The sequence below is a fragment of the Novosphingobium sp. NFX11 genome, assembly GCF_057376415.1.
This window is the reverse complement of sequence record NZ_CP080386.1, coordinates 684,838-707,510: the sequence shown is the minus strand read 5'-3', so window position 1 is coordinate 707,510 and position 22,673 is coordinate 684,838. Positions and strand designations below refer to the sequence as shown.

Genomic DNA, 22,673 nt, shown 5'->3' with positions numbered 1-22,673 from the left:
CTCCGTTCAGATACGGCAGAATAATCTCAAATACTCGAATTATTTATTTCAGATTCAAGTCGTAAGCTGCTCTGGCTGGTCTCAACGACCACGCCTGAACTCGAATGCTACCCTTTGCTTTGGCCGCAACACCGAAGAGCGCAGCCTTTTTGTCGCAGAGATATACCCTGAAAGAAAAGGCAGCAGCATTATTAATGAATACATCGACTATTGAATGGTCAATGAAGACGCGGAAGGTGCTGGGCTTGCCAAATGCGCGTTCATCGTACTCACCTTTGATCTCTCGCGGACCCTCGCCGCTGCATTCCAGATTGGCTGTACGCGTGTCGAGGGTGACGACCTGCCGCCGGGGATCATACATCAAGCGGGTTGCTTCGGACCCGTCCGGCGACCTGGCGAACATCAGACCGTAAGGCGCGGCAGGAGGGGCTGCTCCGAAGTCCGCCTCTATCTCAATCGCTCGCCCCAGGTCACCGACTTCCTGATAACCGGACACGTCACGAAGTGTGCGATCGATTGCGCCCTGTGCTAGCCGCAGACCGGCAACAGCCGGGTTTGGCGCTTGCCCAAGGGTATGTCCGTCAGGCAGCAGCCGCCAGATCCTCGGCAGGCTGAAAGCATGCGCCCAGCCCGCGGCCTTTTGAGATAAGGCGGAACGACGCTCGTCGACGATCCCCATCCCGATGAGCCTGCCTTCCTTCTCCCGGGCGACAGTAGGGCTGAGGTGGCCAGGAATGACGTCGAGATTCTTCGGCCGTACATCATGCGGCCGGAAGGCCATACCGTCCCAAGAGCCAATCCAGTACACGGCGCGCGTACCAGGGCTGCCATACTTGCTGACAGTTCTCCCGATCGGGTTCACCAGCAGGACATATTTGTCCCCGCCGATACGTTCAAAGACCGGCATTTCCCAGATCTCGGATCCGACGTCCATTTCGGTAAAAGGCGCGATTGGCGGTTGTCTCGTCCAGCATCCCGAACGGGTTATGTCGGCACATCGATAATAGGCCAGCCCACCGCCTCCAGGCAGTGCGGCGCCCACCAGCATCCGCCATTCGCCGTCCTGGAACCAGACGACAGGGTCTCGCATATCGCGCAGGCCAGCCGTACCGAGCAGCGGTCCCAGCTTTCGCCAGGATCGCAAATCCGGGTCCCTGCTGACCGCCATCGAGATGCCGGGGTTGTAATAGTCGCGGGAGTGATTGACGCTGGTATAAAAGGCGTATGCGGCTTCGTCGGACGCGCTCACGACCGTCCCGGACCAGATCCCCTTCATATCGTATCCAAACCGATCGCTCTGCAACGTCGGTCGCAAGGCGTCGGGAAGATGTGTCCAACCCACGAGATCGCGGCTCATCATGTGGCCCCAATTCATCTGCGTCTTGAAAGGCCCGTTCGGCGTGCGCTGGTAGAACAGGTGCCACCAGCCGTCCCGGAGAATCAAGCCGTGAGGCTCATTGGTCCAGTTTGCCGGAGGCATCGCATGATATACCGGGCGATGGATATCGCCAGCAAAGCGCGAGGCCGAAACCACCAATGAGCGCGAGGCCGGCGGCGGCGCGATGCGGTGCGCCTCATGATCAACCTGGGCAGCCGATAGCGGGCGCCGCAGCACGAGTATGTCATCGAAGGCCGCGTTCAGCCCATTGAGCCGAAACGGGCCGGACATCGCATCGCGCCAACTGCGCCCTACACGCAAGTCAGTATGGGCCAGTTTGACGATCGAGCCGGGCCGGAGCGATAGGCGTGCGACAGCCTTACCATCGAGATACAATGAGGCGCTGCCGGCACGTGGATCATAAGTAGCGGCGATGTGCACCCATCTTGAGAGCGGAAAATCCGGGCTCGAGATTGTCCTTTCACCATTATCGGTGGAGAGGCGCAGCCCCCACCTTCCGAACGTATCGATGAACAGATCGAAGCCGGAACTGGCATCAGCCTGATTGAAGAAGGAGGCCGGCGCCAACTCGTCTGCCGGCACTTCCCGGTCCGAGGGATAGCTTTCAAGCGCGACCCAACCCGCAACGGTGAAACCAGAGCGTTCATCAAGGCGAAGCGGCGCGGATATCCAGCTTGAAAACCCGTCGGAACGCCAGGCCACTCCCTCCACACCAGGCACCTCCTCAGGCCGAGCGAACTGCGTATGGATGGTAGCGCCGGCGTGCCCGACAGGAGACACGAGCCCCGGATCGAAGCTCCATCGCACAGCAACATCATTGCCGGCTCGATCCTCAGCCGCGGACGGGCGTGACGGCGCAATCGATGCACCGGGCAGGCAACCCGCAGCCAGCAGGACAAGGCTGATGCTGGCGCGATGGCGCACAGACCTCTCCTCGCGAGAACAATTGATATTCGGGCAGAGCATCGGTCTGCATGGCGCGTTATCCGGGAGGCGGGTTCAACTCCCAGCTGTCCAGCTTGCGGATCGTTGCCTCGCCCCTGACAGAGGCGGACCAGTTCAGATCGATCCCGCCGGGGAAAAAGCGATCGGTGATCACTTTGGTCCCATCGTTGATATAGAGCTCGATGATCGACTGATCGACGATCACGCGCAGCGTGACTTTCCCTGAGGTGAGGTCGACAGGCGCGACATGACGATCGGAGAAAGCATCATGGAAATGCGGTCCGGACCGCGTCCTGTCGATGAAGACCTCGCCCACCGGCGGATTTATGCCAAGGAGAGTTTGGTACCCTTTTTCATCGGTCAAGGCGATGACGATCTGCTCCGCCGACCGGGTATCGATGTCGAAGAGAGCTTCTGCCCGATCGCCCTTTACGGGTAACGCAACGGGTTCTGCGCCCAGCGCCAGATCTGTCACAGTCCGGTGCGCCGTTCGCAGCCTCTCCAGCTCGCGCACTGGAGCCTGGGCGATACGGTATCCGGCACTGGTCCTTACCAGTTCTACCGTTCGCGGCAGGGACATGAGGCCGCGCGAAGGATACGTCGGAATGGCATTCGCGTATCGCCAGTCGTTGGCCCAGCCGATCCATATCCGGCGCGGATCATCTTTGGGCAGATCATTCCAGGAAACCGCCGCGTAGAAGTCTGCACCGTAATCCATCCACTGCGCCTCATCTCCCCACGAGGGATCGAGGCTGAAGGTGGCGCCGTCGAAATTGCCAACAAAGTACTGCCCGCCCGAACCACCGGCCACGCCGCTGTCCCCGAGGTTGATACCCAGGACCCAGCGCTTCTCCCCCGCCCGGCCGCCCTTTACCGGAAGCTCGAAGAGATCAGGGCACTCCCAGTTCTTCCCACGGGCGCCAGCCGGACCGAAATCGCTCGCGTGAACCCAGTGTTTCAGATCGGTCGAGGTATAGATCGAAAGCTTGTTCTCGACGGCGCGCACCGTGAGCATTACCCAGCGCTTGCTCGGCCCGTGCCAGAACACCTTCGGGTCGCGGAACTCAGTCGATCCGATATCGAGTATCTTCCCATATGACGAGAAAGTCCGCCCGCGATCATTGCTATAGGCAAGGTACTGGGACTGGTTTTTGGTCTTCGGGTCGAAGCCGGTGTAAAAGGCCAGCATGGCCGGCTTGCCGCCCTGCCCCAGCCCGCTGGCGTTTTTCCAGTCGATCACGGCGCTGCCGGAAAATGCCATGACGTCCGTTTCGGGAAGCGCCACTGGCAATTCGGTCCAGCTGATGAGGTCACGGCTGACCGCATGTCCCCAGCTCATATGTCCCCATCGATCGCCATAAGGGTTGTACTGGTAGAAAAGATGATATTCGCCATCGTAGTACACAAGGCCGTTCGGATCGTTCATCCAGTTGCGTGCCGGTGCAAAATGGAAGCCCGGCTTCGAGCCCGCACCTTGCGCGCCGGCGCCTGATGCAAGTAGAGCTGCCGCCATCATCATTGTGATTGCCTTTTTCAATGTGCGATCCTCAAATCCATGTCCTCAAGGGCGATGCCATTCGTTTCCGGCATGAACTTCCAGACCCACAGGAACTGCAGCAGCATCATCGCGCCGAAGAAGCCGAATACCCAGCCGCCGAGCCGGGCCGCGAAAACCGGGAACGCCCAGGTGATTGCCGCGGCCATGACCCAGTGCGTGGTGCTTCCAAGCGCTTGCCCCTTGCCTCGAACGGCGCTGGGGAACACTTCGGAGATGAACACCCATATGACCGCTCCTTGGGAGACGGCGAACGCAGCAATGAAACCCAGCAATCCAACCAGAACAAGCGTGCCGTCAGGAGCAGCGCTTTCAAGCTGAACACCAACCAGGATCAGCGCCGCGGCCATGACAAAGGATCCCAGATAAAGTAATGGTTTGCGTCCGAAACGATCGATCAGAAACAGCGCGAGGATGGTAAAGGCAACGTTGGTCCCGCCCACGGCGATGGATTGCAGAAGCGCGGTATCGGCACCGGCGCCAGCGAGTTCGAAGATGCGCGGGGCGTAATAGAGAAGCGCATTGATGCCCGAGAGCTGGTTGAACATCGCGATCGCAATTGCGCAGGTTACAGGAACCGAATAGGCCGCCTGAAACAACCGAGGCGCGGCTCCAGCCGAGCCCGTGGTCGACGCCTGCCGCATGTGCACCAGTTCGGCGGCGGGATCGGCAAAGCCCAGCCTGGACATTACGACCAGGGCCTGGTCCTCCATCTTCTTCACTGCCAGCCAGCGAGGGCTTTCGGGAAGGACGAGCGTGACGAGGAGAAAAAGTGCCGACGGTACGGCCACGATGCCGAACATCCAGCGCCACGCGGTATCGGCCGGTATGAGCGAGGCGATGAGGTAGTTGGAAAGGAAGGCCAGGACGATGCCCAGCACGATGTTGAGCTGGTTGAGGGCCACCAGCCGCCCGCGAAATTCAGCCGGAGAGACTTCCGCGATATAGATCGGCGTAACCACCGAAGCGGCACCGATCGCAAGGCCGCCCAGGAAACGAAAAGCAAGAAGCGGCAGCCAGGCGGACGCCAAACCTGACCCCAGGGACGATAGAACATAGGCCACTGCGACGATCAGCAACATCGGCTTGCGGCCATAGCGGTCTGCAGGCGCCCCCGCGATCAGTGAACCGACGACCGTTCCGATGAGCGCGGAGGCCACCGTGAACCCCAAGGCTGCGTCGGTGAGCGCGAATTGTTGCTGCAGAGCGGAGGTCGCTCCCGAGATAACGGCTGTATCGAAGCCAAACAGCAGCCCCCCAGGGCGGCGCCCGCGGCACTGACGACGATGGCCGTCGTCACGCGACTTTGCGGTCGGTAGGCATCATGCATGGACGGCGCTTTCGGTAGAAGTGGATGATGTTTGCAGACCTATCGGCCAGTGCGCGGGCCATTGGCGCGTGACCTTGCGGTAGGCGAGTGCGAGGGCACCCACCAGACCGGCGGACGAGCCCGCGCTCGGCGCAACCACGTAACCTGCCATGTCGACGTCGCGCATGCTGGCATCGTATCCGGCAAGTTTGGCGAACAATGCTTCCTGTACCAACTCGTGCATGCCATGTCGCTCCATGACCCCTCCGCCCAGGATGATGCGATCGGGCCTGACGATGTACGTCAGTGTAGCACACAAGCCAGCGATGTAATCGGCTTCGATCGCCCAACCTGCGTGTCCTGCGGGCAGCGCTTCAGCCGGTACGCCCCACCGCTTGAGCATCGCCGGCCCACTGGCCATGCCTTCGAGGCAATCACCATGGTACGGGCAGATACCGGAGAAGCTGTCATCTCCTCGCGCGCGCGGCAGCCGGATGTGCCCAGCCTCGGGGTGGTTGGCCCCCGTGAGGCGATCCGTTGACGAGCAAGCCGACACCGATCCCGGTGCCAACCGTGACGTAACAGAAGGTGTCGCGCCCACGGCCGCTGCCGAACAGGTGTTCACCGACGGCGGCGCAATTCACGTCGGTGTCGAGCGCCATGGGTACACCCATGGTGCTTTCGAAATGCTGCAACAGGTTGACGTTCTCCCAAGCGACCTTGGGCGTGGACGTGATAGCGCCGAAGTCCTTTGCAGTTGCCTGAAGCGAGAGCGGCCCGAAACTCCCGATCGACAGGACGGCGATCGGACCGTTCGCCTTTGCGGCTTCGGCGAAGAAATGATCCACCGCTGCCAGCGTCTCTGCGGGAGTGGTGGTCGGCACGCGAGCCTGGGCAACCATATTGCCCTCCATGTCGGTCACCCCGCATAGAAACTTGGTACCTCCCGCTTCGATGCCGGCAAGCAGCATGCGTGACTGGTTCATCGATTGGGCCTTTCCTGAATAAGCGGTGCCGTCCACGGATGCGCCGTCCGATCGGGGAACAAACGCGGCAGTCTTAGAAGCTGACGTTGATGCTGCACCGCACGGTCCTGCCGAACAGAGGCCGTCCCAGTCCGCGGTTGCGGGTACCATCGGGCGAATAGAGATCGAAGAACACAGGATCGCTTTCGGTGAACGACAACTGGTTGGTGAGGTTGGCAACATTGAGCTGCGCGAAAATCCTGTCAGTGATCGCCACGGCTGCGCCGGCATTGATGATGTAATAGGACTGCAACTGGGTCACGTTGAAATCGGTCGATTCCGAATACCGCTTTCCATAGTAGAAACCCTGAGCGAATATCGAAACGGGAATGCCGGTGGTCGGCTTGAAGTCGAAAGAGGGCCGGAAATTCATCATGATCGTGGGCAGGCGGCGGGGCCGGCGACCATCTTCGCCGACGTTGACGAAGCGATAGCCGGTCAGGACGTTCTGGGCATCCCTCACCTCCTGCGTGATCGTGTAGTTGGCATCCCGGATCTTCGGGTCCTGGACGACGAAGTTGCCACGCAGTTCCAGACCTTCGAGCGCGGCAGGGCGCCACGCAAGCTCGATCTCGGTGCCGAAGTTGCGGATCCCCCGGCGGTAGCGTTCCGCTACTTCCGGACACTGATTGATCTGGACGACGCCGCCCGGTGCCGCGGCACAGCTGGAGGCCTCGAAATCACGATAAACGTTGACGAATTCGCGCGGTTTGAAATTGTTGTAGAACAGCGCCACCGAAGCATCGAACTCCCGGTCAAAATACCGCAGTCCCCCTTCCAGCTGGAGTATGCGTTCGACTGGATCCGCATCGACGGCCGCACCGTTGACGACGACATTGTTGCTCAGACCAAGGTCATTCGCGTCCTGCAGGCTCGGGAGCCGGAACGAATTCGAGACGAGCCCGTAGACAGCGAAGGCGTTTGTCAGCGAGTAATTGCCGCCAACGGACCAGCCAAAGGCGTCGTAGGTTCCCGCGAACAGGCGGTCTGCCCCCGGCAATGCTACCTCGTCATCGGCAGTCGTGTCACCGGTTGACCCCACGATCGTTCCGACCGGCGTCAGGTTGGTGATGACGTTTCGGTCGCGGCGAACCAGATTGATCCTGCGGCTTTCGTAGCGGGCCCCGAAATCGAGCTTGAGCTTTCCGCCCAGGGTTTCCCAGTGGTCGAGGACATAGGCGGCAAGATTACGCGATCTGGATTTCGTAACGAAACCGCCCAGGCTCTGGGCGATTGCGCCGCCACTGGTCAGCGACGGGCCAACCTGGTTGCCTGCCGCATCGACAACGCTGAGGTCCACGAGATGAGGCTCTGCACCGACGTCTGAAACGAGCAGGCTTTGCTGGAAATTGACGTCCCAGTTGTACCGCGCGCCGTACAGACCCGCAGTGAGCTGATGAGTGCCAATTAGGTCGACGGATTTCTTGGCCTGTAGATCGAGCGACCCGCTTTTCGCCTTGGTTCGGGCGATGAAGGGTATGAGGAAGTTCAGGTACTCCGATCCTGAGACCTCGCTGCCATCGTTGGTCCGGATCGCGGCAACGCGCGAGAACTTGCCGTAACGGCTGATGAAGTCTTGCTGGCTGATATCGGCGAATGCCGCGCAGGCATTCGACGGCACATTGAAATATCCGACCAGCTTGGCGTTCTGCAGGTTGCAGGACCTGGCGGCGTTATAGGCCGGGTTGATGACGTCATTCTGCAGACGCACATTCAGGAAGTTCGCGGCAGTGGACGTGTCGTTGCCGGTGAACAGGCCGTTGAACCCATTGGTTCCTTGGGTATAGCGCAGGCCCGCAGAGAACTTCCACCCGGAATCCAGCTCTTTTGAACCCTTCAGGGTGAAAATGCCAAACTCGGGATGGATACCGTCTGCGAAATCCACGTCACGCGAGCCATATTCGCCGATCTGCGTGAACCGGCGATTGTATTTGGAGGCGAACGTGCCGCTTCCGAAATCGATCCCCAGCGGCTCGATGGTCTTTTGATCGAGCTTGATGGGGTTCTGTGCGGTTCCCGGCCCATCGACCCGAGGCACCGTGAAAGGTATATTCTGATAGAACGCCGTGCGATCGTTGAGATAGAGACCTTGCAGCTGAATCACGGTGGTGTCGTCATCGCTGCGATAAACAAGATTGGCGCGGATCTGCCCTCCCTTGTCGGCAGTGTAGCCGGTATCGCGAATGCCTTGGGAAAAGCGGTAGAAACCGCCCACCGCAAAAGTGGTATTTGGCGTGATGGGGCCGGAAATGAAGGCGTCGTTGCGAACAAACCCGTAGTCGGCCAGTTCGAGCTTATATCCCCCCTTCAGCTCCTGCGTACCTTCACGCGTGACATAGTTGACGGTCGCGCCCAGTCCGTTTGAGTAAAGAATGCCGCCTGGTCCGCCTTTCACCACTTCCACGCGATCGGTCATGAGGTCGGTTCGGATGAACACGTCATTGTTCATGAACGGAACTTCGGGTTCTTCATACACCGGCAGCCCATCGATCAGCTGCGGCGCGTAGCGGTAGCCGCCCGTCACCGGAAGTCCGCGCACGGTGATGTTGTTGCTCGCCTCACCTGCGGTGCTGCCTTCGGTGTAGATGCCCGGAATATTCGCGAGAAGATCAGCCGTGCTGATCGGCGCCAGACGGGTGATGTCGCTCGCGCTGATGGTATTGATGGAAAAGGTCGCGTCCAGCTTCTTCGTGCCTTCGGTGACGCCGGTGACCACGATCTCTGAGCTGTCAACGCTATCAGCGCCATCAAGTGAGGTGGCTGGCTCGCCGGCCTTTCCAACCTCACTTGGTGCAGCAGTGCGTTGTTCATTGCGCGCGCTACCGACATTTTGCGCCTGCGCGGTCCCACAAACCGCAAGCGCCATCGCCGAACCTGACACCAGGAAAATGGATCTAACCTTCATGCCTACTCTCCTCCCGCGCAGTGCGCGCCGACCCGCCATATTTGGCGTAACGTGACTATATCTATAAAGGTGATTTAGTCGTGTCAATCGCGGCTGTCGGGCCGGGAAGAAAACTCGGCTGGATCTATGCGCAGCTTCTGCAGCGAGAAGAGACGAGCCCTTCGCAACCATCGAAGAGGGGATGGTTGTGTAACCAGAGGTATGGAAATTCATTCGGGTGGGGACCGTTAAGCCGGTGCCGGGGCATGCCCCGGCACCGGCTGCCCATCTTCAGCATTCCATGGAGTCACTACCCAACCATGGAGCAGACGAATGGACAAACGCGACGATACAGCGATCGAGGCGGTACTGGAACAGTTGATCGAACACGGCCCGAAGGGATTGCGGCCGTGTTCGCGCGCACCATCGAGATGGCGATGCGCATCGAGCGTGAACGCTTTCTGGGCGCGCAGCGCTATGAGCGAACGCCCGACCGGCGTGGCTATGCGAACGGCTACAAGCCCAAGCGGATCGATACGCCAGCCGGCACGGTGCATGTGGCAGTCCCCAAGACCGCCGGTCATGACGGGCAGCCTTTCTACCCGCAATCGCTGGAGCGTGGGTGCCGCTCCGTGCGCGCGGTCATGCTGGCGGTGGCGGAGATGTACGTGAAGGGTGTTTCCACCCGTCAGACCGAGGCGGTGCTGCGCGAATTTGGCATCGAAGGCATGTCCTCCTCGCAGGTCAGCCGGGCTGCGGCCCTGCTTGACGAGGAACTGGAGGCGTGGCGGACCCGCCCACTGGGCGAGATCCGTTACCTCATCCTCGACGCGCGGTACGAGAAAATGCGTCAGGGCGGCGTTGTGCGCGATGCTGCGGTGTTCTCTGCAATCGGGATCGGAACTGACGAGCGCCGCCGGGTGCTCGGTGTCGGTGTCGCCCTGTCGGAGGCTGAGGTCCACTGGCGCGGCTTCCCCGATGACCTGGTCGCCCGCGGCATGCGAGGCGTCGAATTCATCGTGTCGGATGATCATGCAGGCCTGCGCGCCGCTCGCCGGGCGGTACTCGGGTCGGCCACCTGGCAGCGCTGCCAGTTCCACCTTGCCGCTAATGCCATCCATCATGCTCCCAACGTCGCCATCCGGGCCCGCATCGGTTCCGAACTGCGCAGCGTCTGGAATGCCAGCTCGCTGGCAAAGGCACAGACCGCGCTCGAAGAGCTCGTCTCTGGCTATAGCGAAACCGCGCCCAAGCTCGCCGCGTGGCTCGAAAACGCCATTCCCGAAGGCCTGGCTGTCTTCACCCTGCCTGAGCCCCATCGCCGGCGACTGCGCACCTCTAACCCGATCGAGCGCGCTCTCCAGCAGGAGCTCAAGCGCCGTACCGTCAAGGTCAGGGTCTTCCCCAACGAACAGGCGCTCCTGCGCCTCGTCCCCCGTTCTCGTCGAAATCGACGAAATATGGGCCTGCGATAACAAGGCCTACATCAAATGGGAATGCCGGGACGCATGATCCCGACCCGATTCAATTTCAATACGTGAGGTTGCTCAATCGAGGGGATATGCCGGGTGTGCTCTTGTGATCTACAAGTGGACGAAGCGCATACACAGGTGTCGCGCAGATCAACGCGCTACCTCAAAACAAGATACTTGCGGAGGGCGAGCCCACGGTGGGCAGCAAGACACGCGTGTCGGGACCCGATCTGGGGTCGATACCCCTGATCTGGACCCGGACGCTCATACCGGCGGGTCAGAGCGGGACTTTGTCAGCGGCCGGAGGGCGACGCAAACTCAGGGCCGATGGGGACGCCGGTGCGGGCAGTCGACCGTGACTGCCGTCCGGGACGGAATATTTTCACCGGGAAGGGAAAATGCCCCACCGCTCAGGCACCACGCTTTCGACGCGCCTGCACCGGGGTCAAAATCTGCGCCGGCATTGCCGCCGGGCGATGCGGGGGGCGACCCAACCATGATCAATGGAAAATTGTGTCTACTGCATTCGACCATGTCGCCTCGACGTCCGGCCACCTGTTCGTGCAACCACATGGAATCGCCTAAGCTGCGAGCGTAGGCAGCATCTGTATCGGCGACGGACGGTTTACGCTTTATTGCTTTTCAAAAGCGACTTGAGATTTGGCAGGTATGTTGCATGGAGCGGCAGTAATCCCGCGCCGATGGCAGCAGCATCACCGCCAATATGACCTTGAATGATTTGTGGTTTGAAAAAGTCCGGTGGACTATCTTCATCTATTCGAGCTTCAAGCCTGGAAAGCAGCGACTCGAGGCTCGGAGGAGGTAAAGCCCCCCGACTATGATAGCGTCCAGATCAAGCAAACTGTTTGCGCCTACTATAGCAAATGCGAGTGCATCGGCGCATTCATCGAGCCAGGCGTCGGGTATGACCAATTCTCTTTCTTTCGCGCCCTGCTCAAACTCGTAAAGCGACGCTCGGTGAAGTAGAAAATCATGCCCGGCACCGGCTCTTTTTGGTACCGGTATAGAGGCCAACGCGGCTGAATTTCCATTGCGGCCATCTTCAAGCTGTCCGCGCAAGACCAACCCGCCGCCGATAAAGGTACCGATGTTAACGTAGAGGAAGTTGTCGATTCCAGCGCCCTGACCGCAGAGCATCTCGGCGAGTGCCGCCGAATTGCCGTCGTTTTCAAACATGACCGGCGCATTCAGGTTGGATGTGAAGAAGGTCTCCAAATCGAGATCTTCCCATGCACGTCCCTGCTCCGGTGTAACGCCGATTTCGTTCCGCCACTCACCGATGAACCATGGCATCGCGATGCCGAAGCCAACAAAGGAAGCCTGCTGTTGAGGACTCATCATGCCAAGCGCTTCTGCCGAAAACTCCTGGATTTCCCGTAACACGGCGCTTGGATCGGGGAAATCGACGCTTTTATTTCGGATGGCCAGGACGTCTCCATTGAAGTTAAGCAAAGCGCAGACCAGTTTTGTTCGGCCGATCTCGATGCCAATGGTATAACCGTTATCGCCATTGATCTTGTAGATCGTGGATGGCTGGCCCATGCCGCCTTTTCGCTTTCCGGATCGGACAAGCAACCCCGAGGACTCGAGATCCTCGACAATGCGAACTGCCGCCTGCGGAGAAAGCCCGGTAGCTTTCGCAAGATCGGCCTTGGAAGCGCCATTACGGCGGCGTATGATCGAGAGCATCAGGCGTTCATTATAGCGGCGCACCCCATTAACGTTGCTTCCAAGTAACATGGTGATCGTCAACTCCTTCGCCCTGGCATGCCCCGGCCGAGGCTCTAGCCGATGTGTCACACGACGTCACGATGACTTCACCCGGCAAGATGAACTGGTGCCGCGTCGCCCAAAGTCAGGTCACCTTGACCGCATCTACGGAGTGCTGTGAACGAGCATGAGCAGCGTGTGATCTTGCCCCACATTTCGTGCCGGGGATCGTCAGAGGATAGCCGCGAGCCTCCGCTCAACGCCGGAGCGTGTGCGGACCACAGGCAGACTGGCACACAATCGCGACCCGCAAACGATAGAGGGTCCGATTCTTCCCTTGACGAACTAAATAACAATTGTAGATTTAGTCGGTAGGTAGCGTCGGTGGACGATTAACGGAACACAATCCCGTTATCGCAAAACGTCGGTGCGCGCCCGCAGCTGATGCCCCTCCTCTCAACGGCACTGGCTGCGGGCACCTGCTTACAGCGCCGCCGGGCTACAGGTGGCGTTTCTTCCGGTTGTCTTGCCCCGCCCCCGCGCTTAGACGCATTTATCCTGCGAACCTCTGGTTTTTAATCGCTACTGCCGCTTCCCTCGGGCGCACTTTGCAGCAGTGGTTAATCAATACTCCCGCCCCGGGACCTCCGCACGTGATCCAGCCAAGCAGGACCGCCAAAGCATCGGGTCAGCATCCAACGTGGCGTTCGCGATGCCTACGACCTGCAGTATCAGGCCCCTCGCTTGCGGTGACCCGCAACAGTGCCAGCCGCACCAGCGTCTCCTACGCCATCCGCGGCCAACGAGGCGCAGCTGCTGACCGATCCGCCAGTGGGCGCTCACTTCGCTGAAGTCGTAATGCCGCGCACGTACGGGTTCGGCACCGCCTTTTATGATATCAAGGACGTGCAGGTGCTGAAGGGCGCCCGGGGTACCTTGTTTAGCCGCAATATGACCGGCGGTGCCGCGCTCGTCGAAGCGAAGCATCCCGACCTTACCAAGTTTGAAGCCGAGGGCGCCATACAGTACGGCAATTACGACTTGAAGGACATCTACGGCGCGGTAAACGATCCCGCTGATCGACGGCGTCCTCGCGCTGCGCCTGGCCGGAAAGTACCGAAATCGCGACGGCTTCACGAGAGACGTCTGCACGGGTCGTGACTACGACGACCAGAACTATCACGCCCTGCGCCCTTCGGTCGAGCTGAAACCGGGGCGGTTCACCAGCTACACCGTGTTTGATTACCTGAACGAGCGCGAGCACGGATCGGCCCTGCGACTGATTGGCTATACCACCGTCGATCCGCTGAATGGCTCGCCCACCGTCATCGGACAACAGATTGGCGCTACGGCTTCGGGCTTCTTTGCGATCGACGCCGGCCAACCTCTGCAGGATCTTCCGGCAATGCTTGCGCGCGCACAGGCGCTCGGCCGCTACAAGGCGGACTTTGGCGAAGCCGGCACGGCCCCGCCTGATGGAACCAGAGGCACACCCTACCTCCGGATCAAGAACTGGGGGATCACTAACAAGACAACGTTCACTGCAGGCAAAGTGACATTGAAAGACATCTTCGGATAACCGATTGATGGGACTGGTGACGCACGTGCTTGGGCATGATGCCTGTGCGGGCGATGTGTTCGTGTTCCGCAACAAGGGCGCGGACAAGGTGAAGTTGCTCCGTCACGACGGGTCAGGCGCGGTCCTGGCGACGAAATGGCTCGACCGTGGGAGGTTTTTCTGGCCGCCCATGCAAAGCGGCACGATGGTCCTGAGCGGACCGCAATGCACAGCATTGCTGTCGGGCCTGGACTGGAAGAAACTGCCCGCTCAGGAGGCGCGCAGGCCGCTGATTTTTGGCTGATATCTGCGGTTTTCTGTAGCGGCAAAGAGCCGATGTGGTATAGTCAGCCATGCCCGCCCAAGCCGACGATCTCCCTGAAGATATGGAGCAAATGGCGGCTCTGGTGCGTGAGCTCCAGGCAGAAAACGCCCAGCTGCGCGCGCTGCTCAAAGGCATGGCCCATCAGGCCTTCGGCAGCCGTTCGGAACGCGCCAGCGCGATCCTGGGCGACCAGGGAATTCTTGATCTCGGCGACCTGGTCGCCACGCCGGCTGCAGCAGCTAACGACGATGGCGACGCCGAAGACAAGCCTGCCGTCGCTCGCCCACGGCGCAAGCGAGGCGTGATGGCACTGCCGGCCCATATCGAGCGCGTCGAGCGCGTGATCGATCCCGACACGCTGGATTGCCCCTGCTGCGCCGGCAAACTCCACAGGATCGGCGAAGATGCCAGCGAAGCACTCGACTGGGTGCCGGCCATCGTTCGCGTCATCCGCACAGTGCGTCCTCGCTATGCCTGCCGGGAATGCCGGGAGGGCGTCGTTCAGGCGCCGGCACCGCGCCGCGCGATCCCGGGCTCGATGGTCACCACCTCGACGCTGGCCTGGATGGCGACGGCGCGCTTCGCCTGGTCGATCCCGCTCAATCGGCAGTTGCAGATGCTCGCAGGCCAGGGCGTCATCCTCGACCGGGCATTACCGAGCCGCTGGATGCGTAAGGTCGCATGGTGGGTGAAGGCGCTCTATGATCGCCTGCTTGCCTACATCCACAGCCAGTCCCGGATCTTCTGCGATGAAACTCGCATGCCGGTCTTCGAGAAGGGGCGAAGACGAACCCGCACGACACAGTTCTGGGCGCACGCTTGTGACGACGGACCGTGGTCAGGCCCGGCCCATCCGGCTGTGGTGTATATCCATGCTCGCGGACGGCGGCATGCCGAGGCGTTCGAACAACTCGCCCGCTACCAGGGCGTTATCCAGGTCGACGGCTATGGTGCCTACAAGGCGCTTGTGCGCAGTGGTCCGGGCCGAGGTAAGATCACACTCGCCTTCTGTCTTGCCCACGCCCGGCGCAAGTTCGTCGATGCCTACCGCAAATCGCCATCGCCGGTGGCCGCGGCAATCATCGCCCTGATCAGTCAGGTCTACGTGGTCGAGGCGCGTGTGCGCAAAGGCACCGCCGCACAGCGCCTCCAGGCTCGTCTCGCCGAAACCGCCGACGTCATGGCGAAGATCAAGGCGCAGATCGACACCATGCTTCCACGTCTGTCGCCGAAGTCCGATCTGGCCAAGGCGATGCGCTACACGCTCAACCATTGGAAGGGGCTGACGCTGTTCCTGGAAGACGGCCGGATCGAGGTCGATACCAACACCGTCGAGCGCGGCATGAGAAATGTGGCAATGCCTGAGTCATTATGCTGCTCCTTTTAAATGGCGGAAAACAGGGATTCCTGGTTCTGGTCCTGAGTGCGACACGGGCCTTTTTGCGAGATCGCCGCTCTGACATCGGGCCTTTCGAGGTCTTTGGCGCGGATTTGATGAGGCGCGCCGGGCATAATTTGCTCGGTGTGGAGCAGGCCGGCTTCGACGACACGGCGTATCTTGTGATTGGTGACACCGAACTTTGTAGCGGCTTGCGACATGGTGAGCCATTCACCGTCAGTGTTGCCGGCTGCGCGATAGCCCTCGATCTTATGGACGTGGCGCAGCGAGCTGACACGATGCCCAGTCCATGTCTTGCCCTGACCCGTTCGCATACCCATGCGATTGAGTGTAGCGGCGACATCGGCATCGGACCAACGCGTCGCCATTGATCGGATGATCGCCATCGCTTCTGCAGGTGTGCTTTTGGTATGTTCGCCTGTCCTGGGTTTTCGAATGCGAACCTGGGAGTGCTGCCCGCCTTGCCAGTGGATGGTGAGTTCTACTTCGCGTCTAACCTTGTCCTCGGTTACGACTATGTCCTTGACCAGCGCCCGCATCAGGCGCTGGCGAAATCGCATATCAACGTCTGGGTTGTTCCATGCCGCCTTGAGGTCGTGAGCCAGCCCAGCGAAATCCGGCCTGGCAGCTTCATCACGTACGTCGCGCTCGTTGAGCCGCGCTTCGCAGACCTCGACACGGCGGAGCGCGGCTTCCCAACTCTTCTCGAGCTGAGCGGCGATCAGACGGTTATCAGGATCGCAGGCAGCGTAACGCCGCTCTGCAAGTGAGGCTTCGTAGCGGGCTTGCTGCAAATCCAGCTCGACCATCTGTCGTCTCTGCGCTTCGCCTTCGAGATACATGCTCTCTGCCTCCAAAGCCGCGTCGATCGCCAGGGGGCGACGGCGCGCAGCAGTTCCTCCGTAACCGCGGCGTCCGTTCGAGCGCCATTGGTGGTCATGCATCGGGGCCCGGCCAGCATGAAGGTCGAACGGTCGCAACGGTAGATATGGTAGCCGATGCGGCGGCCGACATAAACGACGCTTAGCCTTCCGCCGCAATGTCCGCAGGTAAGCATGCCCGGCAGGAGAGCTTTGCCGCCCCGGCCGGACTTTACCCCGCCGCCCTTGCCGTAGGCATTGGTCGCCAGGGCCTTCTGGTTCCGCTCAAACTCATCCCAGCTGACATAACCGTCATGATGCTGCTTGAGTATAACACCCCAGTCGTCATACGACTTGCGATGGCCATAGCTCTTGCGCACCCGGCCACCGACGATCTCTGTGCGCTTCTCGGTTTTACCGTAGACATAGGCGCCGGCGTAGAACGGGTTTTTGAGCACGCTGATTACGTTGCGATAACGGATCGGAACCCAATCAAAGGAGACCATCCTCTTGCCGTCTGACGGGCGCGGAAAATGCAGGCCTTCGGCGCTCAAGGCAATCAGCACCTGGCGTGCGCTGCCGATCTCGCGGAACCGCGCAAATATGTGCCGAATAGCCTCCTGAACGCGAATGTCGGGGTCAAGACCCAGCCCATAGTCACGATGCCAGATGTAGCCGATCGGAACGCTGATGCGCAGTTCGCCACGCTCAGCCTTCTGTCGTGCAGCCTCGTACATGCGGCCACGGATGACAGAAAGCTCAAACTCGCTGATGTTACCCTTCATACCGAGCAGCAGCCGGTCGTTTGGCCTGGCCGGATCGTAGATACCATCAACGTCGATGACACGGGCATCGACTTGACCGCAAAGTTCAAGAAGTCGGTGCCAGTCAGGCCCGTTGCGAGAAAGGCGAGATGCCTCGAGGCACAATACCGCGCCGACGCCGCCCGTGCATAGATCCTCCACCAGACGCTCGAAGCCAGGGCGATCCACTGCACCGCTCGCGCTGCGTCCAAGATCCTCATCAATCACCTCGACGTCACGGAACCCCCAGTGCCGTGCAAGATCAACGAGTTCGTATTGCCGGCGCTGGCTCTCCAGGTTCCCGGTAACCTGCTGTCCTGTGGACTGTCGAACGTAAACAACCGCCTTGCGCCTCAGCAACGCAGTCGGAAGAAGGTTACCGCCCGTCATCGGTCATCTCCTCGTCCGGGATGCCCGAGGCCGCTATCAACAGCTTGGCGAGGCTGGCCACTGCGGCAGCGCGTTGGCCGCTCGCCAGGCCGTCCAGAGCTTGCGAGTCGAGCGGCATGATTAACTGACGGAGTGCCGGTAGCCGCGGCGGTGGGGGCAAAGCCTTCATCGATTACCTCCTGAGCATTCAAACCGCTCAGCAGGGCATTACGAAGGCTCGAGTCGATCAAGAGCCTATGGAGATTGGTCAACGCGTCTACGGTAACCTGAGGGCTACCCAAGCTGAATGCCTCGCAGACCTTGCGGTCCAACATCCATGCAGGGACGACGATGACTTCGCCCGGACGCACGACAATGTGGGCGGCCCTCCCGGTCGCCCGATCCTCCATATACTCGCACTGCACCGTGCGCCCGAAATATGGGTGCCACCGGTACCAGATGACGACGTCTTGCCCGACATGGGCAGAATGTCTGCGAGATGGCCCAGGGCCGCAAGTCGAGTCTCTTCGCTGGTAGCGAGGAAGGAGCCCAGACATGGGCTGTCATGGCATCCCTTCTGCAGACGGCTCGCCTGGGCGGCCTGGATCCCTATACCTGGCTCAATGACGTGCTGGAGCGCATCGTCACGGGCGCTGTGAAGATCAACGAACTGGACATCCTGCTCCCTTGGAACTGGCGGCCGGCGGCAGAACCGGTAAAAGCGCTGGCGGCATGAACTTCAAACCTCGCACATCGCAGGGCCGGACCCTCTCGCTCGAACAGCTCGAGATATGGCTCGACGAGCTTGATCCCCCGTAGCTGGCGTCTCATCGATCGACGGCTTCCTGGCCGCAGTCGCCGCAGGTCCCAGCGTCATTGACCCTGACGTATGGATCAAAAGCATCCTGCGCGAGCACGCTCACAAAGCGCGCTCGGCGCCTGCGCGGCGGACGATCCTCAAGCGTTACAACCGCATCTGCATCGAGCTTGCCGAGAAGCCCGAGGCGTACGCGCCGATCTACATGCGCACCGAGGAAGGCGAGGTACTGCTCGAGGACTTCGCCAACGGGTTCTTCACAGCCATGCATCTCGACATGGAGGCGTGGAAGCCCTTCATCGCCGACCCGGAGTTCGGCTACCCGCTCGCGGCACTGCTTGGACGCAGCACCATCACAGGTGGCCCGTCATGGATCGAACAACTGGGTGATCCGAGCGCCAATCTGGCACTTGCCGATACGTGGCGCATGGTCCCGCAAATCATCTCGCTGATCCATGACCAGTGCGCCTTCGCGCGCATGACGCCAGCTGCCTGATATAAATCCCGCCACCACCAATGCGTGGGATAGGATCAGCGGTTACCGCCAATTACCGCTTGCGTCTTTTGGGGCGTCCACAGATGGGAAGCGGTCAGTCCCTCTTGCTTGCAGTGACCGCATAGAGCGCGGCCCAACCGATCCCCTCTGCGGCGAAGATCAAGATGCCCGTGGTTCTCTCACCTAATATCCAGAGCAACGCCCCGACCAGAACGCCGATAAGGAGGCATGAGACGGCAGGGCTGGGTATTGTCATAACCTAATCCTGGCGGGCGCAACTCATGTCCGCAAGAGGGCGGAAGCTGCCGAACTGGCGGTTCTGTAAAACCTACCCGAGCAGGAAATCGATGTCGGCATCTGTCAAACTCGTTGAGCCCGGCCTGGCCTCTGCATCCCAAAGCATGTCGGCAAGTCCCCGCTTCCTCTCCTGAAGCGCAAGAATTTTCTCTTCGATCGTTCCGGTCGCGATAAGACGGTGAACGAATACAGGCTTTGATTGGCCGATCCGATGAGCCCGATCGATCGCCTGTGCCTCGACGGCCGGATTCCACCAAGGGTCATAAAGGATCACGGTGTCGGCCGCGGTAAGGTTCACCCCAGCGCCCCCGGCCTTGAGACTGACAAGGATAATCGGCACACCGCCTTCCTGAAAGCGCCGGACCGGCCGTCCCCGGTCCCGGGTCGCGCCGCGCAGTTGCGCGAACGGGATGCCGATACGCTCGAGATCGCCGGCTATGAGATCGAGCATTGCGGTGAACTGGCTGAAGATAATGATCCGGCGCCCCTCCTCGATCAGTTCGGGGACCATCTCCCTCAGCCTTTCGCGCTTGGCGGATGCGACCTCGGCGCCAAGATCATTCGGCAGCAGTACGGGATCGCAGCAAATCTGGCGCAGCTTGAGCATCGCGTCGAGCACGATGATCTGCGAGCGCATCAGCCCGACCCGGTCGATCTCTTCGCGGACGCGCTTGTGCATCAATAGACGCTGGCTTTCGTAGAGCCTCAGTTGCGGGGGCGCCAGATCGATGCGCTCGGGGATGATGGTCTTGGGGGAAGATCAGCGGCGACTGCATCCTTGGTCCGGCGCAGCATGAATGGCCTGATCCGGCGCGCCAGCGCCGCGCGGGCAGTCGGATCGCCGTGCTTTTCGATCGGCGTGCGATAGCTCGTACGAAACCCTTCGTAGGTGCCGAGCAGGCCCGGATTGGTGAGGCTTGCCAGCGACCACAAGTCGGTGAGACGGTTCTCGACCGGCGTGCCGGTCAGGGCGACGACCTGGTCGGCCTTCAGCATCGCCGCTGCCTTGAACCCTGCAGTCTTGGGATTCTTGAGTCCATGCGCTTCATCCAGGATGGCCAGCGCAAAATCGCGCGCGGCAAACAACCCGCTGTCGCGGGCCAGCAGCGTATAGCTGGTGAGCACGATATCGGCGCCTGTAAAGTCATCGCCGTGAATGTGGCGTCGGTCGGCACCATGCCACAGAAGGCAAGCCAAACCGGGCGCGAAGCGGGCGATCTCGGCCTGCCAGTTCGGCAACACCGAAGTCGGCGCCACGATCAGCACAGGGCGAGGCGCAGAGGCGCCGCCGCGGATGGCCAGGATATGCGTGATCGCCTGGAGTGTCTTGCCCAGACCCATGTCGTCGGCGAGGATGCCCCCATGCCCGCTTCGCGCAACGCTGCAAGCCATCCACAGCCGGTGGCCTGGTAGGCACGCAGCTGGGCATCGAGACCTGCCGGTGCCACGAAGGGTTCGTCCCCGGGCGAATTCAGCCGGGCCGCCAGGGCGCGCAGACTATCTTTCGATGTCCACGGCAATCCCGCGTGGGCCAGGTCATGAACGGCCCCAAGATCGAACTTGCTCAGCTTCAGGGTGGTCGCACCGCGATCGACCAGCGCCATGCGCACGATCGTTTCTATGAGCGGACGCACGGCGCCGAGACGGAGTGCTGTGAACCTGCCGCCGCCCAGCGGCAGCGGGATGCGGTATTCGTCGTCTCGCTCGAGAATATGATCAACGCCGCCCGCAAGCAGTCGGCGCAGTGCCGGCAACACATCGATGCGCTGGTCGCCCTCGATGCGCGCGGCGAGCTTGACATCGAACCAGTCGATTGCGTTCCCGTTTACGGCCGCCGATGACGCTTGCGAAACCTCGATACCCGGCGCCTGCAAACCGCCATCTTCAGGTTGGAGGAGAACGTGGGGCCACTTAGGCGCGAATTCGATAAGCCAACCCTCGTCGCGCAAGGCCTGGGCATCATTGACGAGGAACTCGCAGAAGCGCCGGTCATGCTCATCGTCCTCATCGGCAAAAGCATGATCCCAGCCTTGCAAGGGTTTGGTTTCATAACGCCCGGACAGTGCAAGAGGCACCAGTGTTGTCTGCGCCAGCCGGTCAACTGCGGCCTGCTCGGCTTCGATATCGCGCGCGATACGTACGACGCCTTCGGCGCCGGTCGCGATAACCTCGCTCGCGGTATAGAGCGGACCAACCCTGTGCCCGCCGTAGTCGAACTCAAGCCGGGCGACTTCGAGACTTTGCGACGCCGAGCGTCCTCGCCACCCCCGATCGTAATAGGGAAGCCCGACCTTATCCACCAGGCAGCGCAGCACTGGCTGCGGAGCCATGTCCATGAGCGATGCAGACGATACCGGTTCCGGTGCCGGCAGCATATCGTAGGCGATGTCCCTCCAGCGAGGTGCCAGGGCTGCGATCTCGTGGGAGGCGACCGGTGGCATGGCAAGGAGGCGTCCGACAATCATTGCATTGCCAGCGTCGATGAGCCTGAGTTCGTTTACTGTCACATCGAAATGGAGCGGTGGATCGCCCGCAAAGATCATGTGCTCGGCAGGCTCGCGATGATCCATGTCGAGGCCCACGACCTGGCGTCCGTCGGGCAACGTTTCCCAGCGCAGCTTGCACCCTAAAGGCTCGCGCCTGACGGTAACTGCAGGACCATCTGGCTGTTTCCAGCCCAGCAGCCCTGCGACGCTGGCTTCCCACAGCCAGCTCCAACCGGTGGGACCCGCGGGACTGCGGTTCGCCGTGAAATCGCCGCCAGCGGCATGGGTCATGCGCGACAGCAGGCGACCTGTCTCCGGTCGCAGGCTACCACGTGCGTGCTGCACCTCCCATGGATGGGCGGGGCGCCAGTTGGTTTCGTGAGGCCATCGCCTCCAGGCACGCACCTGAAGGCAATAGCGCTCGGGGAGCGCCGGCGAAGGCATCCCCTTGCCCGGACGCTTGCCCGGCTTGAAGAGGCGGACTGGTTCGAGACTGAAGCACAGATCTTCGTACTTGGCTCGCATGGCGAGATCGTCGACGATGGCCGCTTCGATCCACTCGGCCAAGGGGCCCGCAACAGCCGGAGCGCGCTCGCTCTGCGCCTGAATGCGCAAGCGAGGCTTTTCTCGCTCAGGATGTCCAGCTGCTCCCGATGCCTGCAACGCGAAGAGTACAGCTGCGACGTGCTTGCATCCGATACCGACCGGGCATGTGCATTCGCTGGCGGGGAGACCACCGAATTCCTCGTCCTCATCGAAAATAATCGAGGTGACATAGTGGTTCTTGCCGCTGCCGCGCACCAGCGCCGAGACCATGTCGAACTGCTGGTCGATCCGCAGATCCGACACGCGCCCTTGTTGGAAATAGCGCTTGCCTGCCTCGACCATCCGGTCGGACTGAACGGTAAAATACAGGATGTCTTCCGAGAATGCGGGGATCATG

At 60.9% G+C, this 22,673-nt stretch carries 14 protein-coding genes and 4 pseudogenes; 7 read left to right on the top strand and 11 right to left on the bottom strand.

Annotation, left to right across the window (positions count from 1 at the left end; genetic code table 11):
* Nucleotides 1–43 precede the first annotated feature (43 nt).
* From KZO24_RS30100 to KZO24_RS30080, 5 genes and pseudogenes are all read right to left on the bottom strand, one after another.
* A complete protein-coding gene (locus KZO24_RS30100) occupies nucleotides 44–2,323 on the bottom strand; it encodes a LamG-like jellyroll fold domain-containing protein (protein ID WP_486488004.1) in 2,280 nt (759 codons plus the stop codon).
* Between the two features lie 58 nt (nucleotides 2,324–2,381).
* The gene (locus KZO24_RS30095; RefSeq protein WP_486488003.1) at nucleotides 2,382–3,881 is read right to left on the bottom strand and encodes a glycoside hydrolase family 32 protein; all 1,500 of its coding nucleotides are present in this window, start codon (nucleotides 3,879–3,881) and stop codon (nucleotides 2,382–2,384) included.
* Entirely contained in the window at nucleotides 3,878–5,149 is a 1,272-nt protein-coding gene (locus tag KZO24_RS30090) for a sugar porter family MFS transporter (RefSeq protein WP_486488451.1), read from the bottom strand. The genes KZO24_RS30095 and KZO24_RS30090 overlap by 4 nt, the downstream gene beginning before the upstream one ends.
* A 72-nt stretch (nucleotides 5,150–5,221) precedes the next feature.
* Nucleotides 5,222–6,110, bottom strand: a pseudogene (locus KZO24_RS30085) (ROK family protein).
* 157 nt (nucleotides 6,111–6,267) lie between these two features.
* Nucleotides 6,268–9,138, bottom strand: a complete 2,871-nt coding sequence (locus KZO24_RS30080) for a TonB-dependent receptor (RefSeq protein ID WP_486488002.1) — start codon at nucleotides 9,136–9,138, stop codon at nucleotides 6,268–6,270.
* Between the two features lie 312 nt (nucleotides 9,139–9,450).
* Between KZO24_RS30080 and KZO24_RS30075 the strand changes: the two are divergent.
* Nucleotides 9,451–10,629 (top strand): annotated as a pseudogene (locus KZO24_RS30075) (IS256 family transposase).
* 734 nt (nucleotides 10,630–11,363) lie between these two features.
* Here the strand turns inward: KZO24_RS30075 and KZO24_RS30070 are convergent.
* Nucleotides 11,364–12,362 carry an ROK family transcriptional regulator gene (locus KZO24_RS30070; protein ID WP_486488001.1) on the bottom strand — a complete coding sequence of 333 codons (999 nt, stop codon included), beginning with the start codon at nucleotides 12,360–12,362 and terminating at the stop codon, nucleotides 11,364–11,366.
* A gap of 816 nt (nucleotides 12,363–13,178) precedes the next feature.
* Between KZO24_RS30070 and KZO24_RS30065 the strand changes: the two genes are divergently transcribed.
* The 4 genes from KZO24_RS30065 to tnpC all read left to right on the top strand — a co-directional run bounded on the left by KZO24_RS30065 (nucleotide 13,179) and on the right by tnpC (nucleotide 15,590).
* A complete protein-coding gene (locus tag KZO24_RS30065) occupies nucleotides 13,179–13,481 on the top strand; it encodes a hypothetical protein (protein WP_486488000.1) in 303 nt (100 codons plus the stop codon).
* 73 nt (nucleotides 13,482–13,554) lie between these two features.
* The gene (locus KZO24_RS30060; RefSeq protein WP_486487999.1) at nucleotides 13,555–13,899 is read left to right on the top strand and encodes a hypothetical protein; all 345 of its coding nucleotides are present in this window, start codon (nucleotides 13,555–13,557) and stop codon (nucleotides 13,897–13,899) included.
* Between the two features lie 7 nt (nucleotides 13,900–13,906).
* Complete coding sequence (gene tnpB / locus KZO24_RS30055; RefSeq protein WP_486487998.1) at nucleotides 13,907–14,182, top strand: IS66 family insertion sequence element accessory protein TnpB; 276 nt, start codon at nucleotides 13,907–13,909, stop codon at nucleotides 14,180–14,182.
* A gap of 49 nt (nucleotides 14,183–14,231) precedes the next feature.
* On the top strand, nucleotides 14,232–15,590 hold the full coding sequence (gene tnpC / locus KZO24_RS30050) for an IS66 family transposase (protein WP_486487997.1): 1,359 nt from the start codon (nucleotides 14,232–14,234) through the stop codon (nucleotides 15,588–15,590).
* On the opposite strand, the pseudogene KZO24_RS30045 reads toward tnpC, so the two are convergent.
* Nucleotides 15,587–17,655 (bottom strand): annotated as a pseudogene (locus KZO24_RS30045) (recombinase family protein). The gene tnpC and the pseudogene KZO24_RS30045 sit on opposite strands and share 4 nt — an antisense overlap.
* The gene (locus KZO24_RS30040) at nucleotides 17,642–17,824 is read right to left on the bottom strand and encodes a hypothetical protein (RefSeq protein ID WP_271184078.1); all 183 of its coding nucleotides are present in this window, start codon (nucleotides 17,822–17,824) and stop codon (nucleotides 17,642–17,644) included. Before KZO24_RS30040 ends, KZO24_RS30045 begins: the two are co-directional and overlap by 14 nt.
* Before the next feature lie 312 nt (nucleotides 17,825–18,136).
* On the opposite strand from KZO24_RS30040, the pseudogene KZO24_RS30035 reads away from it, so the two are divergent.
* Both KZO24_RS30035 and KZO24_RS30030 read left to right on the top strand, forming a co-directional pair.
* Nucleotides 18,137–18,370: pseudogene (locus KZO24_RS30035) on the top strand (transposase domain-containing protein); the annotation flags it as partial.
* 97 nt (nucleotides 18,371–18,467) lie between these two features.
* Complete coding sequence (locus tag KZO24_RS30030) at nucleotides 18,468–18,947, top strand: UPF0149 family protein (protein WP_486488450.1); 480 nt, start codon at nucleotides 18,468–18,470, stop codon at nucleotides 18,945–18,947.
* A gap of 328 nt (nucleotides 18,948–19,275) precedes the next feature.
* Here the strand turns inward: KZO24_RS30030 and KZO24_RS30025 are convergent, their stop codons facing one another.
* The 3 genes from KZO24_RS30025 to KZO24_RS30015 are packed head-to-tail and all read right to left on the bottom strand — an operon-like array spanning nucleotide 19,276 to nucleotide 22,672.
* The gene (locus KZO24_RS30025; protein ID WP_486487996.1) at nucleotides 19,276–19,923 is read right to left on the bottom strand and encodes a DEAD/DEAH box helicase; all 648 of its coding nucleotides are present in this window, start codon (nucleotides 19,921–19,923) and stop codon (nucleotides 19,276–19,278) included.
* Nucleotides 19,924–19,949: 26 nt separating this feature from the next.
* Nucleotides 19,950–20,585, bottom strand: coding sequence for an SNF2-related protein (locus KZO24_RS30020; protein ID WP_486487995.1), 636 nt, complete (start codon nucleotides 20,583–20,585; stop codon nucleotides 19,950–19,952).
* A complete protein-coding gene (locus KZO24_RS30015) occupies nucleotides 20,504–22,672 on the bottom strand; it encodes an SWIM zinc finger family protein (RefSeq protein WP_486487994.1) in 2,169 nt (722 codons plus the stop codon). Before KZO24_RS30015 ends, KZO24_RS30020 begins: the two co-directional genes overlap by 82 nt.
* Nucleotide 22,673 lies beyond the last annotated feature (1 nt).